The sequence below is a fragment of the Pseudolysinimonas sp. genome (genome assembly GCF_057350545.1).
The window spans coordinates 1-16062 of the sequence record NZ_JBMRCP010000014.1 but is presented as its reverse complement, the minus strand read 5'-3'; the positions used below and the strand labels follow the sequence as shown (position 1 = coordinate 16062).

General features: G+C 70.4%; 16 protein-coding genes, 2 rRNA genes and 1 pseudogene. 18 read left to right on the top strand and 1 reads right to left on the bottom strand.

Annotation, left to right across the window (positions count from 1 at the left end; genetic code table 11):
• The 12 genes from ACO1X9_RS01870 to ACO1X9_RS01815 all read left to right on the top strand — a co-directional run.
• Nucleotides 1–270: ribosomal RNA gene (locus tag ACO1X9_RS01870) — 23S ribosomal RNA — on the top strand; the annotation flags it as partial.
• A gap of 108 nt (nucleotides 271–378) precedes the next feature.
• A 5S ribosomal RNA gene (gene rrf, locus ACO1X9_RS01865) occupies nucleotides 379–495 on the top strand.
• Nucleotides 496–581: 86 nt separating this feature from the next.
• A complete protein-coding gene (locus ACO1X9_RS01860) occupies nucleotides 582–1790 on the top strand; it encodes a hypothetical protein (protein ID WP_486349134.1) in 1209 nt (402 codons plus the stop codon).
• Complete coding sequence (locus tag ACO1X9_RS01855; RefSeq protein ID WP_486349133.1) at nucleotides 1780–2823, top strand: HAD-IIA family hydrolase; 1044 nt, start codon at nucleotides 1780–1782, stop codon at nucleotides 2821–2823. The genes ACO1X9_RS01860 and ACO1X9_RS01855 overlap by 11 nt, the downstream gene beginning before the upstream one ends.
• A complete protein-coding gene (locus tag ACO1X9_RS01850; RefSeq protein ID WP_486349132.1) occupies nucleotides 2820–2963 on the top strand; it encodes a hypothetical protein in 144 nt (47 codons plus the stop codon). Before ACO1X9_RS01855 ends, ACO1X9_RS01850 begins: the two co-directional genes overlap by 4 nt.
• Nucleotides 2964–2982: 19 nt before the next feature.
• Nucleotides 2983–3777 carry a TlyA family RNA methyltransferase gene (locus ACO1X9_RS01845; protein ID WP_486349131.1) on the top strand — a complete coding sequence of 265 codons (795 nt, stop codon included), beginning with the start codon at nucleotides 2983–2985 and terminating at the stop codon, nucleotides 3775–3777.
• Nucleotides 3778–3817: 40 nt separating this feature from the next.
• Nucleotides 3818–4756, top strand: coding sequence for an NAD kinase (locus ACO1X9_RS01840; protein WP_486349130.1), 939 nt, complete (start codon nucleotides 3818–3820; stop codon nucleotides 4754–4756).
• Nucleotides 4753–6489: a DNA repair protein RecN gene (gene recN / locus ACO1X9_RS01835; protein ID WP_486349129.1), complete on the top strand. Its 1737-nt coding sequence runs from the start codon at nucleotides 4753–4755 to the stop codon at nucleotides 6487–6489. The genes ACO1X9_RS01840 and recN overlap by 4 nt, the downstream gene beginning before the upstream one ends.
• Before the next feature lie 68 nt (nucleotides 6490–6557).
• Nucleotides 6558–8297 carry a CTP synthase gene (pyrG, locus tag ACO1X9_RS01830; protein WP_486349128.1) on the top strand — a complete coding sequence of 580 codons (1740 nt, stop codon included), beginning with the start codon at nucleotides 6558–6560 and terminating at the stop codon, nucleotides 8295–8297.
• Nucleotides 8294–8893 (top strand): NUDIX domain-containing protein, encoded by a 600-nt coding sequence (locus ACO1X9_RS01825; RefSeq protein ID WP_486349127.1) that lies wholly within the window; start codon nucleotides 8294–8296, stop codon nucleotides 8891–8893. The genes pyrG and ACO1X9_RS01825 overlap by 4 nt, the downstream gene beginning before the upstream one ends.
• Nucleotides 8871–9803 (top strand): site-specific tyrosine recombinase XerD, encoded by a 933-nt coding sequence (locus tag ACO1X9_RS01820; RefSeq protein WP_486349126.1) that lies wholly within the window; start codon nucleotides 8871–8873, stop codon nucleotides 9801–9803. Before ACO1X9_RS01825 ends, ACO1X9_RS01820 begins: the two co-directional genes overlap by 23 nt.
• Nucleotides 9804–9919: 116 nt before the next feature.
• Complete coding sequence (locus tag ACO1X9_RS01815; protein WP_486349125.1) at nucleotides 9920–10807, top strand: ParA family protein; 888 nt, start codon at nucleotides 9920–9922, stop codon at nucleotides 10805–10807.
• 30 nt (nucleotides 10808–10837) lie between these two features.
• Here ACO1X9_RS01815 and ACO1X9_RS01810 read toward each other — a convergent pair whose 3' ends face one another.
• Nucleotides 10838–11371: a hypothetical protein gene (locus ACO1X9_RS01810; protein ID WP_486349124.1), complete on the bottom strand. Its 534-nt coding sequence runs from the start codon at nucleotides 11369–11371 to the stop codon at nucleotides 10838–10840.
• Between the two features lie 67 nt (nucleotides 11372–11438).
• Here ACO1X9_RS01810 and ACO1X9_RS01805 point away from each other — a divergent pair, with 67 nt between their 5' ends.
• The 6 genes and pseudogenes from ACO1X9_RS01805 to ACO1X9_RS01780 form a co-directional block, all read left to right on the top strand.
• Nucleotides 11439–12299: a segregation and condensation protein A gene (locus ACO1X9_RS01805; RefSeq protein ID WP_486349123.1), complete on the top strand. Its 861-nt coding sequence runs from the start codon at nucleotides 11439–11441 to the stop codon at nucleotides 12297–12299.
• Between the two features lie 9 nt (nucleotides 12300–12308).
• Nucleotides 12309–12938, top strand: a complete 630-nt coding sequence (gene scpB, locus ACO1X9_RS01800; RefSeq protein ID WP_486349122.1) for an SMC-Scp complex subunit ScpB — start codon at nucleotides 12309–12311, stop codon at nucleotides 12936–12938.
• Nucleotides 12939–12943: 5 nt separating this feature from the next.
• Nucleotides 12944–13726 (top strand): pseudouridine synthase, encoded by a 783-nt coding sequence (locus ACO1X9_RS01795; protein ID WP_486349121.1) that lies wholly within the window; start codon nucleotides 12944–12946, stop codon nucleotides 13724–13726.
• Nucleotides 13727–13731: 5 nt separating this feature from the next.
• Nucleotides 13732–14820 carry a prephenate dehydrogenase gene (locus ACO1X9_RS01790; protein WP_486349120.1) on the top strand — a complete coding sequence of 363 codons (1089 nt, stop codon included), beginning with the start codon at nucleotides 13732–13734 and terminating at the stop codon, nucleotides 14818–14820.
• Entirely contained in the window at nucleotides 14817–15485 is a 669-nt protein-coding gene (gene cmk / locus ACO1X9_RS01785; protein WP_486349119.1) for a (d)CMP kinase, read from the top strand. Before ACO1X9_RS01790 ends, cmk begins: the two co-directional genes overlap by 4 nt.
• Nucleotides 15482–16018: pseudogene (locus ACO1X9_RS01780) on the top strand (GTPase); the annotation flags it as partial. The gene cmk and the pseudogene ACO1X9_RS01780, both read left to right, overlap by 4 nt.
• Between the last annotated feature and the right edge of the window lie 44 nt (nucleotides 16019–16062).

Sequence of the window (16062 nt, the reverse complement as noted above, 5' to 3'; positions counted from 1 at the left end):
GTTTGAGAGGATCTGACCCTAGTACGAGAGGACCGGGTTGGACGAACCTCTGGTGTGTCAGTTGTTCTGCCAAGAGCACCGCTGATTAGCTACGTTCGGAATGGATAACCGCTGAAAGCATCTAAGCGGGAAGCCAGCTTCAAGATGAGATTTCCATCCCTTAGGGGGAGAGGCTCCCAGCTAGATTACTGGGTTGATAGGCCGGATGTGGAAGTGGGGACTAAAGACCCATGGAGCTGACCGGTACTAATAAGCCGATAACTTGATAACATCAGTTTTGCTGATGTCTCGCGTCCACTTGTAGCTCTTGACGTACGGTCGAGAGCAGACTCGCAAGAGTCCGCAGATTTATTGATTCGACATGCAAGTCAATAGTGTTACGGCGGCCATAGCGTTGGGGAAACGCCCGGTTACATTCCGAACCCGGAAGCTAAGACCAACAGCGCCGATGGTACTGCAGGGGCGACCCTGTGGGAGAGTAGGACACCGCCGGACTTCTTTCAGAAAGGGGCTACCCGTCATTCGGGTAGCCCCTTTCTTCGTTAACAGCCACCGCGAACACCGAACTGCCAGGAGTCCCGATGAGCGATCCGTCGTCGCGCCGCCCGAAGCCGCGGACCGACAGAACTCCGTCCGGGGGCGGCGCTGGAGCGCGGAAGCCCCGTGACTCCCAGCCTGGCAAGAAGGCCTTCGAGCGCAAACCGGCTGATGGTGAGCGGAAGCCGTATGACCGTAAGCCGGCTGATGGTGAGCGGAAGCCGTATGACCGTAAGCCGGCTGATGGTGAGCGGAAGCCGCATGACCGTAAGCCTGCTGATGGTGAGCGGAAGCCTTACGACCGCAAGCCTGCTGACGGTGAGCGGAAGCCGTACGACCGCAAGCCGGCTGACGGCGAGCGGAAGCCGTACGACCGCAAGCCGGCTGACGGTGAGCGGAAGCCGTACACGCGCAAGCCTGCCGACGGGGAACGCAAGCCGTTCGCGCGGCGGGCGACGGACGGCGACCGCCGCCTCTCCGGTGCTCGAGCGCCCTTCGATCGCGACGCTCGGCCGCCGCGGCCGCGTGCCGACGACGACGAGTCCCGTCCGCGTCACGACGATCCCGAGATCCCCGAGACGGTCGCTGCGAACCAGCTCGACCGTGGCGCTCGGGCCGAACTCAAGACGCTGAGCAAGGACAACGCCGACTGGGTCGCGCGTCACCTCGTGATGGCGGGGGCGCTCATCGACGAGAATCCCGAGCTCGCCCACCAGCACGCCCTCGCGGCAGGTCGTCGCGCCGGCCGGATCGCCGTCGTGCGCGAGTCGGTGGGCATCACCGCATACGCGATCGGCGCGTTCGAACTGGCACTGCGCGAACTCCGCACCTACCGTAGGTTGTCGGGGAAGGACGATCAGCTCCCGCTCATGGTCGACAGCGAGCGCGGTATCGGTCGCCCCGAGAAGGCGCTCGAGCTCGGACGCTCCGTCCCGCGGGCGACGCTCGATCCTGCGGTCCAGGTCGCGCTCGCGATCGCGATGTCGGGCGCTCGTCTCGACCTGGGTCAGCCGGAGGCGGCGCTCGTCGAGCTGCAGATCCCGCACCTCGACCCGGAGCGGGCCTTCTCGTGGAGTCCCGCGCTCTTCGACGCCTATGCGACCGTGCTCGAAGACCTCGGTCGCGAGGACGAGGCGGAACAGTGGTGGCAGCGCTCCGACCGCGCGACGATCGCTCTCGAGCGCGCCGCCATCCCGGACGGTGAGGACACCGTCGAGATCATCGACGAGGACTGGGATCCGGATGCCCACTGAGAGACTGCCGAAGGGTGCTCCGCTCCACGGGGTCGATGTGCTCTTGGCCGATCTCGACGGCGTCGTCTACCGGGGCGAGCTCGCCATCCCGCACGCGGTCGACAGTCTCAACCGCGCGCAACATCGACTGCGCGTCGGCTATCTGACCAACAATGCGTCGCGCACGGATGCGACCGTCGCGGGCCATCTCACCGACCTCGGCCTCACGGTGGCGCCGAGCGACGTCGTGACGTCGCCACAGGCCGCGGTGAAGCTGCTCGCCGACCTCGCGGAGCCGGGTAGCCGCATCCTCGTCGTGGGCGGCGAAGGTCTCACGTCCGAGGTCGAGCGTGCCGGGTTCGTCGTGGTGCGGTCGGCCGACGATGATCCGGCCGCCGTCATCCAAGGGTTCGCCCCGCACGTCGCCTGGACCGACCTCGCCGAAGCCGCCTTCGCGCTCCGAGCGCCGGCGGGCGGCGAGGGCATTCCGTGGGTCGCCACGAACACCGACTGGACGATTCCACAGGCCCGTGGCACGGCGCCCGGCAACGGCACTCTCGTGTCGGCCGTGCACACCGCCGTCGGGCGCCTCCCCGTCGTGGCGGGCAAGCCGGAGCTCGCGATCTTCGACGCCGCGTCGACGCGCTTCGGCGCGACGCATCCGCTCGTCGTCGGCGACCGGCTCGACACCGACATCCTCGGAGCCAACCGCGCAGGGATGGCGTCCGCCCTCGTGCTCACGGGGATCGACGGTCCGAAGCAGGTGCTCGCGGCCGAGCCCGACGCCCGGCCCGTCTTCCTGCTCGAGGATCTGCGCGACCTCTTCGTCCCGTACCCGGTCGCGAGCGAGAAGACGGCCCGCGGTGCGAGGCTCGTGACGGTCGGCAAGGCCGTCGTGCGTCACGAGGGTCGCGCCGTGACGCTCGACCGTGCGGGCTCACCCATCGACGTCCTGCGTGCCGCGACTGCGGCGGTCTGGGGGGCCGGTGTGCCGATCTACGCGCTCGAGATCGCGCCCGAGCTGTACGCGTCGCAGCTATCGTGGGGATCATGACCGACGACTCCGACGCCCTCCTCTCGCGGCTCAAGGTCATCGAGGATCAGCCGCTCGAGTCGCGTGCCGAGCAGCTCGCGCAGGTCTACGACGAACTCAAGGCGACCCTCGATTCGGGCGACGCTCGGCCCGGCTCCTGAGCTCCGTGGTGACGCCCCGATGACGGACTCCGCGCGTCTCGACGCCGAGCTCGTGCGCCGGGGGCTCGCCCGCTCGCGCGCCCTGGCGGTCGTCGCGATCGAGGAGGGCAGGGTGACCGTGGACGGCAGGGCGGTCGTCAAGTCCGCGTTCAAGGTCGGCGCGGATGCCGAGCTCGCGATCGAGGGCGAGAACCGGTACGTGAGTCGTGCGGCCCTCAAGCTCGTCGCGGCGCTCGACGCGTTCCCGGTCGACCCGGCGGGGAGTCTCGCGCTCGATCTCGGAGCGTCGACCGGCGGTTTCACCCAGGTGCTGCTCGAGCGGGGGGCGCGGGAGGTCATCGCTCTCGACGTCGGGCACGGCCAACTCGCCACCGTGGTGCGAGATGACCGCCGAGTGCGCGTGGTTGAAGGGGTCAACGCACGCACGCTCGACGCCGCGCAGCTCGCCGCGGTCGCGGGCACGACCGAGACGCCGCACCTCGTCGTCGCCGACCTCTCCTTCATCTCGCTGGGCCACGTCATCCCCGCCGTCGTCGCGAGCGCGCCGGGCGCCGAGCTCGTGCTGCTCGTCAAGCCGCAGTTCGAGGTCGGCCGACAGGGCGTGCGCGAGGGCATCGTGCGCGATGCGCGGCTGCGTCAGGATGCCGTGAGCGGCGTCGTTTGGGCGCTCTGGGATGCGGGAGTCGCCACGTCGGGAATCATCCCCTCCCCAGTGCTCGGCACGAACGGCAATCAGGAGTATCTGCTCTGGGCGCGTCCCGCTGTCGGAGCCGATCCACCAGAATGGGAGAGCGCGATCGCCGCGCTGCCGTGACGTCCCGCCCCGACGCCCGCATCGACGACCGAGGAGTTCTGTGAGCACGCACCGCCACCTCCTCGTCGTGGCCCACACCGGACGATCCGAGTCGCTCGAGGCCGGCGTCGAGGTGTGCCGTCAGCTCATCGCGGCCGGCATCACACCGGTGCTCTCACCCGACGAGCACCGCGATCTGCTGACGGCGGCTCCCGACCTGGCGCCGGTCGCGATGCTCGGCACCGATGTCGAGAAGAACGACCTCGAGCTCGTCATCGTGCTCGGCGGCGACGGCACCATCCTGCGTGCGGCCGAGCTCGCCCGCGGCTGCGACGCCCCGCTGCTCGGCGTGAACCTCGGCCACGTCGGCTTCCTCGCCGAGGCCGAGCGCGAAGACCTCCGTGAGACGGTCGAGCGCGCCCTCGCGCGCGACTACGTCGTCGAGGAGCGCATGACGATCTCGGTGCGGGTCAAGGTCGACGCGGAAGTGGTCTACGAGACTTGGGCGCTCAACGAGGCCTCGGTCGAGAAGGCGAGCCGCGAGCGTTCGATGGAGGTCGCGATCGAGGTCGACGGTCGACCGATCTCGACGTTCGGCTGCGACGGCGTCGTCATGTCGACGCCGACCGGCTCGACCGCGTACTCGTTCTCGGCCGGCGGGCCCGTCGTCTGGCCGACCGTCGAGGCACTGCTCATGGTTCCGCTCTCGGCGCATGCGCTCTTCGCGCGCCCGCTCGTCGTCGGCCCGGAGTCCTCGCTCGCGGTCGAGCTGCTGCGCCGCACCCCAGGCGCGGGCGTGCTGTGGGCCGACGGGCGCCGCACGTTCGAGCTTCCGCCGGCCGCGCGGGTCGTCGTCCGGCGGTCGCCGATCCCCGTGCGCCTGGCCCGACTCAGCCCGCGTCCGTTCGCCGAGCGACTGGTCAACAAGTTCGAGTTGCCGGTTGCCGGATGGCGCGGTCCGACCGCGACCGACGCGACCGAGGGACGCGTGTCCGGATGATCGAAGAGATCTCGATCCGCGATCTCGGCGTCATCGGCGAGGCGCGCCTGCCCCTCGGCCCGGGATTCACGGCTCTCACCGGCGAGACCGGGGCGGGCAAGACGATGGTCGTGACGGCGCTCGGGCTCCTGCTCGGGGAGCGCGGAGACAGCGGCGCGGTGCGTTCGGGCAGCGCGCAGGCGGTCGTCGAGGGGCACTGGGAGGTCGCGGCCGAGGGCGCCGTCGCCGACCGCGTGCGGGACGCCGGTGGCGACGTCGACATCGCCTCGGCCGAGGCGGGGTCGCCGGGGCGTGCCCACCTCGTGCTCGGACGTTCGGTGGGCTCCGATGGGCGCAGCCGCGCGAGCGTCGGCGGCCGCGCCGCCCCGGTCGGCGTGCTGGCCGAGCTCGGGCCGCACCTCGTCGTCGTGCACGGACAGTCCGAGCAGCTCCGGCTCAAGTCGCCGGTGGCGCAGCGCGAGGCGCTCGACCGGTACGCGGGCGGCGGGTTCGCGGCCGTTCTCGGCGATTACCAGGATGCCTTCCAGCGCTGGCAGACCGATCGCGCCGAACTCGATCTCCTCATCGCCGAACGCGACCGTCGCGCCCGCGAAGCCGACGACCTCCGCGCCGCGATGGCCGAGATCGAGGAGGCGGCGCCGCAGCGGGGCGAAGATGTGCTCCTCGCCGAGCAGGCCGAACGACTCACCAACCTCGAAGACCTCCGCATCGCGGCGACCGAGGCGCGAGAGGCGGTGTCGACGCAGCTCGGCGACACGTCGGTGTCGGGCAGCCCCGACGCGACGGCCCTCGTCGACGCCGCACGCCGCGCGCTCGACCGCGTCGTGGGACACGACCCGGCGCTCGTGCCGATCGGCGAGCAGCTGGCAGCGGCGTCTTTCGCGCTGGCCGAGATCTCCGGCGCGCTGTCGAGTTACCTCGGGTCGCTCGACGCCGACGGCGCCCGAGAGCTCGAGGTCATCCAGGAGCGCCGCGCGACCCTCAACGCCCTCGTCCGTCGCTACGGCCCGACGCTCGACGACGTCGTCGACCAGCTCGAGACGGGCAGTACCCGCCTGCTCGAGCTCGACGGCGACGCCGACCGCATCGAGCGACTCGGTGACGAGGTCGACGCGGGACTCGCGCGCGTGCGTGAACTCGCCGGTCGGCTCTCCGAACTGCGGCGCGAGGCCGCGACGCGTCTCGAGGCGGCTGTCTCCGACGAGTTGCACGCTCTCGCGATGCCTGACGCGCGCCTCACGATCGAGGTCGTCGAGCGCGAGTTGACGCTCACCGGGCACGACCAGGTGAGCCTTCTGCTGCAGCCGCATCCCGGGGCCGAGCCGCGCCCACTCGGCAAAGGCGCCTCGGGGGGTGAGCTCTCCCGCGTCATGCTCGCGATCGAGGTCGTGCTGGCCGGCTCCGATCCGGTGCCGACGTTCGTCTTCGACGAGGTGGACGCGGGCGTCGGCGGCGCGAGCGCAACCGAGATCGGGCGCCGGCTCGCTCGCCTCGCCGAGGGTTCCCAGGTGATCGTCGTCACCCACCTCGCCCAGGTCGCCGCGTTCGCCTCGAACCACCTCGTCGTCGAGAAGGGCACCGACGGCGCGGTCACGACGAGCAATGTGCGACTCGTGCACGCCGACGACCGCGCGCAGGAGATGGCGCGGTTGCTGTCGGGGTCGCCCGACTCCGAGCACGCGCTGGCGCACGCCCGCGAACTGCTCGAACAGGCGCACGGCCGATGGAGTTGATCCCGGAACGCGAGGAGCGCGCGCGTGTCACAGCGCAGCGTGACCAACCTGGGATACGCTGAAACCCCGTGGTGATCTCTTCGGGACCGGTCCGTACCAAGCACATCTTCGTCACCGGAGGAGTCGTCTCCTCCCTGGGTAAGGGCCTCACGGCGGCCTCGTTGGGCAATCTGCTCACGGCTCGCGGTCTGCACGTGAAGATGCAGAAGCTCGATCCGTATCTCAACGTCGATCCCGGCACGATGAATCCGTTCCAGCACGGCGAGGTGTTCGTCACCGACGACGGCGCCGAGACCGATCTCGACATCGGCCACTACGAGCGTTTCCTCGACATCAATCTCGACCAGGCCGCCAACGTCACCACGGGGCAGATCTACTCGCGCGTCATCGAGCGTGAGCGCCACGGCGAGTACCTCGGCGACACGGTGCAGGTCATCCCGCACATCACCGATGAGATCAAGCGCCGCATGCGGCTGCAGGCCGAGCCGCCCACCGACGGCACCGCGGCGCCCGATGTGATCATCACCGAGATCGGCGGCACGGTCGGCGACATCGAGAGCCTGCCGTTCATCGAGTCGGCCCGCCAGGTGCGCCACGAGCTCGGGCGGCAGAACGTCTTCTTCGTGCACGTGAGTCTCGTGCCGTTCATGGGCGCCTCGGGGGAGCAGAAGACGAAGCCGACGCAGCACTCGGTCGCGGCTCTGCGGTCCATCGGCATCCAGCCGGATGCCCTCGTGCTGCGCAGCGATCGTCCGGTCTCCGAGGGCAACCGGCGCAAGATCGCCCTCATGTGCGATGTCGAGGAGCGCGCCGTCGTGAACGCGATCGACGTCGCGAGCATCTACGACATCCCGACCATGCTCCACGAGCAGGACCTCGACGCGTACATCATCGAGCAGCTGCACCTGCCGGCCGGGCCGGTGCAGTGGGACGGCTGGCAGGACCTGCTGAAGACGGTGCACGACCCGAAGCACGAGCTCACGATCGGCCTCGTCGGCAAGTACATCGACATGCCCGACGCGTACCTCTCGGTCACGGAAGCACTCAAGGCGGGCGGATTCGCCCACGAGAGCAAGGTCGTCGTGAAGTGGGTCGCGTCCGACCTGTGCGAGACCCCCGAGGGCGCCGCGGCGGCCCTCGCCGACGTCGACGGCATCCTCGTGCCCGGTGGGTTCGGCGTGCGCGGCATCGAAGGGAAGCTCGGGGCGCTGCGGTTCGCGCGCGAGAACAAGATCCCGACGCTCGGCATCTGCCTCGGCCTGCAGTGCATGGTCATCGAGTACGCGCGCGACGTCGTCGGCCTCACCGATGCGTCGTCGAGCGAGTTCGACCCCGACACCCGGTTCCCCGTCATCGCGACGATGGCCGAGCAGGTCGAGCTCCTCGAGAAGGGCGAACTCGGCGGCACGATGCGCCTCGGGCTGTACGAGGCGAAGTTCACGCCCGGCTCGATCGTCGAAGAGCTCTACGGTGCCCCTTCGGCATCCGAGCGCCACCGCCACCGGTACGAGGTCAACAACACCTACCGCGATCGCATCGCCGCGGCCGGTCTCTCGTTCTCGGGCCTGTCGCCCGACGCGTCCCTCGTGGAGTATGTCGAGCTGCCGCGTGACGTGCACCCGTTCTACGTCGCGACGCAGGCGCACCCCGAGCTGCGCTCGCGCCCGAATCGCGCCCACCCGCTCTTCCAAGGACTCATCGGCGCGGCCCTCGAGCGGCAGAGCGCGTCGCGGCTGTTCGAGGTGGACGCTGCCGAGGTGGGCGCCGCCGGCGAGGGGAACCTGGCGGCCGTCGAGGCCGAGGCGTGACCGGCTTCGACGACCTGCCCACCGGCTTGCTCGCCGACCTCGTCGACGCTGCGCCTCTCCTCGAGCGGGAGACAGTCTTCGAGGGGCGCGTGTGGGACATCGTGCGCGACACGGTGGCCTTCGGCGGAGCGTGGATGGTGCGCGAATACATGGCGCACACGGGGGCGGTCGCGGTCGCCGCGATCGACGACGACGGGCGAGTGCTGCTGATCAACCAGTACCGCCAGCCGATCGGCACGCGCGACTGGGAGCTGCCGGCGGGATTGCTCGACGTGCCCGGCGAGCCGACGCTCGAGGCCGCGCAGCGCGAACTCGCGGAGGAGGCCGACCTCGTCGCCGCCGAGTGGACCGAGCTGACGAGTTTCTTCTCCTCGCCCGGCGGCAGCAACGAGGTCATCACGATCTTCGAGGCACGCGGCCTTTCCGCGGCACCCGAGGTACACGACCGCACCGACGAGGAGGCCGAGATCGTGCTGCGTTGGGTCGACCTCGACGAGGCACTCGACGCTGTGCGGGCCGGTCATCTCCGCAACGCGCCGCTGATGATCGCGCTGCTCACCCTCCAGGCCCGGCGTGGATCCGCAGCCGACGGCTGATCTCGCCGTCGAGCTCGACCGCTACCTCCGGCATCTCGCGATCGAGCGGGGCCGCTCACCGCACACGCTCGCGGCCTACCGCCGTGACCTGACGCGGCTGCTCGACGAGCTCGGAGCCGAGGGAATCCGGGATGCCGGCGCGGTCACTCCCGAGCACGTCACGGCGTTCGCGCGCGGGCTCCGTGACGGCGACGCCCCGCTCGCCGCGTCGTCGGTCGCGCGCACCCTGTCGAGCGTGCGCGGGTTCACGCGCTTCCTCGTCGACGAAGGCCGGATCCCCACCGATCCCGCGCTCGAACTCGTTGCGCCCAAGCTCCCCGACCGGCTGCCGAAGGCGCTCACGATCGCGCAGGTCGAGGCGTTGCTCGCGGCGACCGCGGGCGATGAGCCGGCGTCACTCCGCGATCGCGCGCTGCTCGAGCTGCTCTACGCGACAGGGGCCCGCGTGTCGGAGGCGGTTGCGCTCAACGTCGACGACCTGACGGGGGAGGAGGGCACGGCCGAGGTCGTTCGGCTGTTCGGTAAGGGCGGCAAGCAGAGACTCGTCCCGGTCGGCAGTTATGCGCGTGCCGCTCTCGACGCCTACCTCGTGCGCTCGCGTCCGCTGCTCTCGGTGCGCGGCATGGCGACGCCGGCGCTGTTCCTGGGTGTGCGCGGCGCGCGGTTGTCGCGACAGAACGCGTGGCTGCTGCTGCGGGCGGCCGCCGAGCGGGCGAAGCTCGACGTCGACCTCTCACCGCACAGCCTGCGCCACTCGTTCGCCACGCACCTGCTGCAGGGCGGGGCGGATGTCCGCGTCGTGCAGGAGCTCCTCGGGCACGCGAGCGTCGCGACGACCCAGATCTACACGCGCGTGACGGCGGACGCCCTCCGCGACATGTACGTGACGGCGCATCCTCGCGCCCGGTGATCGTTGCCGAACGCGGTGGAGATCACCTTCAAGCTCAGCTTGAGCTAGAGCCGAACCTGTCTACCTCGGGCGCGTTTCGGCGTGTCACGCGGAAGGCCGCGACGTACACTCGGGCCATGGTGGGGCATCGGGAGGACGTCACCGAGCTGCCGGGCCTCGAGGCTCCGCAACTCGGCCCGACGGGGCGACCGGCGACCTTCTTCGCGCAGCCCGTCCCGCTCGCCACGCACGGCCCCGCGCGCATCATCGCCCTCTGCAACCAGAAGGGCGGCGTCGGCAAGACGACGACCTCGATCAACCTCGGAGCAACGCTCGCCGAGTACGGCCGGCGGGTGCTCGCGATCGACTTCGACCCGCAGGGCGCCCTGAGCGCGGGTCTCGGGGTGCAGACGCACGACGTGCCGACGATCTACGAGCTGCTGCTCGGCTCGAACACGGCGGCGGTCGACTGCATCCAGCCGACGTCGACGCCTGGGCTCGACGTGATCCCGGCGAACATCGACCTCTCGGCCGCCGAGGTGCATCTCGTCAACGAGGTCGCGCGCGAGCAGATCCTCGCCCGTGTGCTGCGCCAGGTGTCCGACAAGTACGACGTCATCCTCATCGACTGCCAGCCGTCGCTCGGGCTGTTGACGATCAACGCCCTCACCGCGGCGCACGGTGTGCTGATCCCGCTCGAGTGCGAGTACTTCGCGCTCCGCGGCGTCGCACTCCTCGTCGAGACGATCGAGAAGGTGCGCGACCGCTTGAACCCGGCGATCCGGCTCGACGGCATCCTCGCGACGATGTACGACGCCCGCACCCTCCACTCGCGCGAGGTGCTGCAGCGGGTCGTCGAGGCGTTCGGCCCCCAGGTGCTCGAGACCGTCATCGGCCGCAGCGTGAAGCTGCCCGATGCCTCGGTCGCCGCCGAGCCCGTGACGATCTTCGCGCCGGAGCACTCGGTGACGGACTCCTATCGGCAACTCGCCCGCGAGCTCGTCGCGCGCGGCGCCGTCGCCTGATCCGCCGAAGCCCGATGCGCGCAGCGGGGTTCAGACCGCGGGGAGCGGGGCGCCGCAGCTCGTGCAGGCCTCCCGCGCGGGCACGATCATCCAGCAGCTCGTGCAGGTGACCTCGCGCAGCTGGTGGGCCGGTGTGACCGGTCGGCGCTCGGCCGGGGCTCGGGTGCCCGTGGTTCGCGGACGGCGCGCGGGAGCGACGTGGAAGATGATGCCCGGCTGACCGCCGTCGGCCGGCAGGTCATCCGCATACGCGCGGTAGCACGCGAGCCGGGCCGTCGCGTCGGCAGCGGAGTCATCCGACCGCGGGCACAGCGCGGCGAGCGGCGGCTCCCCGCGCTTTTCGGCGTCCAGGGCGACGCGGTCGAGGAGCTTGCCGATCCAGGTGTCGGCGGGTTGGTCGGCGACGATGCCGCTGCGGGTCTGCACGGCCTGGGCGAGGGCGTCGGCGCCGATCGTCGCGTGGTAGCCGCGGGCGGTCTCGAGCAGCACGTCGCGCGCAAGCGGTGTCCACGCGGTGAGCGCGTCCGAGTTCGAGACGAATGTGCGGTTGGCCCGATGCGGCATGGAGACTCCTTCGCTTCGACCCTACCCGCGCGAGCCGCGCGGTCTGCGGCAACTAAGCTCGACCTCCATGGGTGATGCTCCGGTGGCGATCGACGACGCCCCCGTCGAGTCGACGCCCGAGGGCGCCGCCGACCTCGAGACCGCGCCCGCGGGCTTCCGGCTCACGCTCTCCAACTTCGAGGGTCCCTTCGACCTGCTGCTGTCGCTCATCACGAAGCACGAGCTCGACATCACCGAGGTCTCGCTGAGCAAGGTCACCGACGAGTTCATCGCGTACCTGCGCGGGTTGACCGGTCCGGACGAACTGGATCAGGCGAGCGAGTTCCTCGTCGTCGCCGCGACCCTCCTCGACCTCAAGGTCGCCGGCCTCCTTCCGCAGGGCGAGCTCGTGGATGCCGAGGACGTCGCGCTGCTCGAAGCGCGCGACCTGCTCTTCGCGCGCCTGCTGCAGTACCGCGCGTTCAAGGAGGCGGCCGCGTGGTTCGCCCGCGGCCTGGAGGCGGAGGCGACGCGCCACGTGCGGTCGGTGCGTCTCGAAGAGAAGTACCGCAAGCAGTCGCCCGAGCTCGTCTGGACGCTGAGCCTGCACGACTTCGCGGCGCTCGCGATGCTCGCCTTCACGCCGCGTGAGATCCCCGTCGTCGGACTCGACCACCTGCACGCGCCGCTCGTCAGCATCCGCGAGCAGGCGGCACACGTCGTGGCGATGCTGCGGCAGGGCGGCGCCGTGAGCTTCCGGCAGCTCATCGCGGGGGCGGATCAGCGCGGAGTCGTCGTCGCGCGCTTCCTCGCCGTGCTCGAGTTGTACCGCCACGCCGCGATCACCTTCGAGCAGCTCGAGCCGCTCGGCGAGCTCACCCTCACCTGGTCGGCGCAGCACTGGTCCGACGAATCGCTCGCCAGTCTGGGAGCCGACTATGACTCTTAAGGACTCGGCATGACGCCTGAACACAGCACGGTCGTCGGCGAGGTCGCCGACACCACCCCCGACGAGACCTCCGACGAGACTCCCCGCGCCCCCGTCGACCTCGAGCGCGCCCTCGAAGCGATCCTCATGGTCGCCGACGAGCCGATGCCGCTCGTGAGCCTCGCCACGGCGCTCAGTTCGCCCATCGCGGCGGTGCGGCAGTCGGTCGAGCGGCTCGTCGCCGACTACGACGGTGCGACCGGGGGGCCGGTGCGCGGCTTCGAGTTGCGCGAGGTCGGCGGCGGATGGCGCATCTACGTGCGCGCCGCGTACGACGACGTCGTCAAGGAGTTCGTGCTCGCGCAGAACCCGACGAAGCTCTCGCAGGCGGCGCTCGAGACCCTCGCCGTGATCGCCTACAAGCAGCCGATCAGTCGCGGCGCCGTCGCCGCCATCCGGGCGGTCAACGTCGACTCCGTCGTGCGCACGCTGCTCGGGCGCGGGCTCATCCAGGAGGCGTACACCGACAACGAGACGGGCGCCATCCACTACGAGACCTCGCCGCTCCTGCTCACCTCGCTCGGCATCAACTCGATCGAGGAGCTCCCCCCGATCTCGCCCCTGCTGTCGGACGGCAGCGACGGCTTCGACGACCTGTGAACGACGTGCCGACCCCGGAACGCACCGACGGAGAGCGACTCCAGAAGGTGCTCGCGGCGGCGGGTGTCGCCTCCCGTCGCGTGTGCGAGCAGTACATCGTCGAGGGTCGCGTCGAGGTCAACGGCGTCGTGGTCACCGAGTTGGGCTCGCGGATCGACCCGACCGTCGACAAGGTGGCGGTCGACGGGGTCGCCATCCAGCTCGACGTCACCCGGCGGTACGTCATGCTCAACAAGCCCACCGGCGTCGTCTCGACGATGTCCGACGAGCAGGGCCGCCGCGACCTGCGCGAGTTCACGGCGGAGTACGAGGAGCGGCTGTTCAACGTCGGCCGTCTCGACTCCGACACGAGCGGGCTGCTGCTGCTCACGAACGACGGCGAGCTCGCCCAGGTGCTCGCGCACCCGTCGTTCGGTGTCGAGAAGACCTATATCGCCACGGTGAAAGGTGTCGTGCTGCCGCCGACTCTCAAGAAGCTGCGCGACGGCTTCGAGCTCGATGACGGGCCGATCCACGCCGACCGCGCCCGGCTCGTCGGCGAGGCGTCGCGCGGTCTGAGCATCGTCGAGCTCACCCTGCACTCGGGTCGCAACCGCATCGTGCGGCGCATGTTGGATGCCGTCGGTCACCCGGTGCAGGAGCTCGTGCGCCGGCAGTTCGGTCCGCTGCACCTCGGCACCCTCGCGTCGGGCCGCAGCCGCGAACTCGGTAAGCTGGAGTTGGGTCAGTTGCTGACGCTCGCGCGCACGCCCTCCTCGTCTCCTCCGTCTTCCACCTCCCAGGACTGAATCCGATGAATGCCGCCCGTACCACCGGTCAGGTGCGCGTCGTCGGCACCGGCCTTCTCGGCACGAGCATCGGTCTCGGCCTGCGGGCGGTCGGGGTCGACGTCGTGCTCGCCAACCGTTCGCCGGCGGCGCTGCGTCTCGCGATCGACTACGGCGCCGGTCGGGCCGCCGCCGAGGGCGACGACCCGGCGATCGTCGTCGTCGCCGTCTCGCCCGACTCGACCGCCGAGCTCGTCGCGGCGGAGCTCGCCGCTTTCCCGCGCGCGCTCGTGACGGATGTCGCGAGCGTCAAGGGCGCCATCCTCGCCGACCTCGAGTCCCGCGGGGCCGACGTGACGCGCTACCTGGGTTCGCATCCGATGGCGGGCCGCGAACGCGGGGGAGCGATGTCGGCGCGCGCCGACATCTTCCTCGGTCGTCCGTGGGTGCTGACCCCGCACGGCGGAAACACCAACGATCAGTTCTTCGCTCTCGAGAACCTCGCCGTCGACCTCGGTGCCGTGCCGGTGCGCATGACGCCCGAGGAGCACGACCGCGGCGTGGCGCTCATCTCGCACGTGCCCCAGGTGGTGTCGTCGCTGCTCGCCGCGCGACTGCTCGGAGCCGCGGAGGCGGTGCCGTCGCTCGCCGGCCAGGGCCTGCGTGACACGACCCGCATCGCCGCGAGCGACCCCGAGCTGTGGATCCAGATCCTCGGCGCGAATGCCGCGCCGGTCGGGGAGGTGCTGCGCGCGTTCCGCGACGACCTCGACGGCGTGATCGCCGCGCTCGACGACCCCGATGCTCCCGGCGCCCCGAGCCGCCTCGCGATGACGCTCACGCGCGGCAATCAGGGCGTGGCGCGCATCCCGGGCAAGCACGGCCGCGATCAGCGCTTCGCGACGCTCGTCGTGAAGGTCGCCGACACCCCCGGCGAGCTCGCCCGACTGCTGACCGAGATCGGCGAGGAGGACGTCAACATGGAAGACCTCCGTCTCGAGCACTCGCCGGGAGCCCAGGTGGGATTCGCCGAGATCGCCGTATTGCCAGAGAAGGCGCACGCCCTCGCCGAGGCGCTCACCGCGCGCGGCTGGTCACTGGGGGAGGACCGATGATCGACATCCAGGGTACGGTCGTCGCCGTCGACGGGCCGGCGGGCAGCGGCAAGTCGAGCGTGAGTCGCGCCGCCGCGGCCCGGCTCGGATTCGAGTTCCTCGACACCGGCGCCGCGTACCGGGCACTCACCTGGCTCGTGCTCGAGCGCGACGTCGACCCGTCGGATGCCCACGCCGTGATCACCCTCGTCGACCACCTCGGGTACCGCACGGTGATCGGCGCTGACGGCACGCACGTCTTCGTCGGAGACACCGACGTCACCACGGCGATCCGCGAACCGCGCATCACCGCCGTCGTGAGCGACATCGCGCGCATCCCGCAGGTGCGCACTGCGCTGACCGAGATGTTCCGCGCGACGATCGCCGCGAGCCGCGAGGCCGGTATCGTCGTGGAAGGCCGCGACATCACGACCGTCGTGGCGCCGGATGCCGACGTGCGCATCCTCCTCACCGCCGACGAGGATGTCCGCATCGCGCGACGCTCCCGCGAACTCGCGCCCGACCAGGCGTCGACCGCGCAGCAGCTGCGCGACCGAGACCGCAAGGATGCCGCGGTGGTCGACTTCTTGACCGCTGCTCCGGGTGTGACGACCCTGGACTCGACGCATCTCGACTTCGAACAGACCGTGCAGGCTGTTCTCGACCTCGTGGAGGCTTCACGATGACCACCGACAGCACTCCCGATCTTCCCGACGACGAGGTCGACGCCGAACTCGACCCCGAGTTGACCGCGCGACTCGAGGCGATCGATGACGACGTCGCCGAGCAGCGTGCCGCGTCGTTGCGCGCGGGGCTCGACGACTACGACCTCGACACCGAGGACCTCGAACTGCTCGAGGCGGTCGGCGCCGGTCCCGACGGGATCGTCTACCTGCCGGCGTTGCCGGTGCTCGCGATCGTCGGGCGTCCGAACGTCGGCAAGTCGGCGCTCGTCAACCGCATCATCGGCCGCCGCGAGGCCGTCGTCGAGGACGTGCCGGGCGTCACGCGCGACCGCGTCTCCTACAAGTCGGAGTGGAACGACCGTCGGTTCACGGTCGTCGACACCGGCGGCTGGGAGCCCGACGCGCGCGGCCTCAATGCCGCGGCCGCCGCGCAGGCGGAGGTCGCGATCGACCTCGCCGACGCCGTGCTGTTCGTCGTCGACATCAACGTGGGCGCGACCGCGACCGACGAGCACGTCGTGCGGATGCTGCGTGCAGGTAGGTGATGCCGTCGGGGCCGGCCTCGGAGACCTCGAGC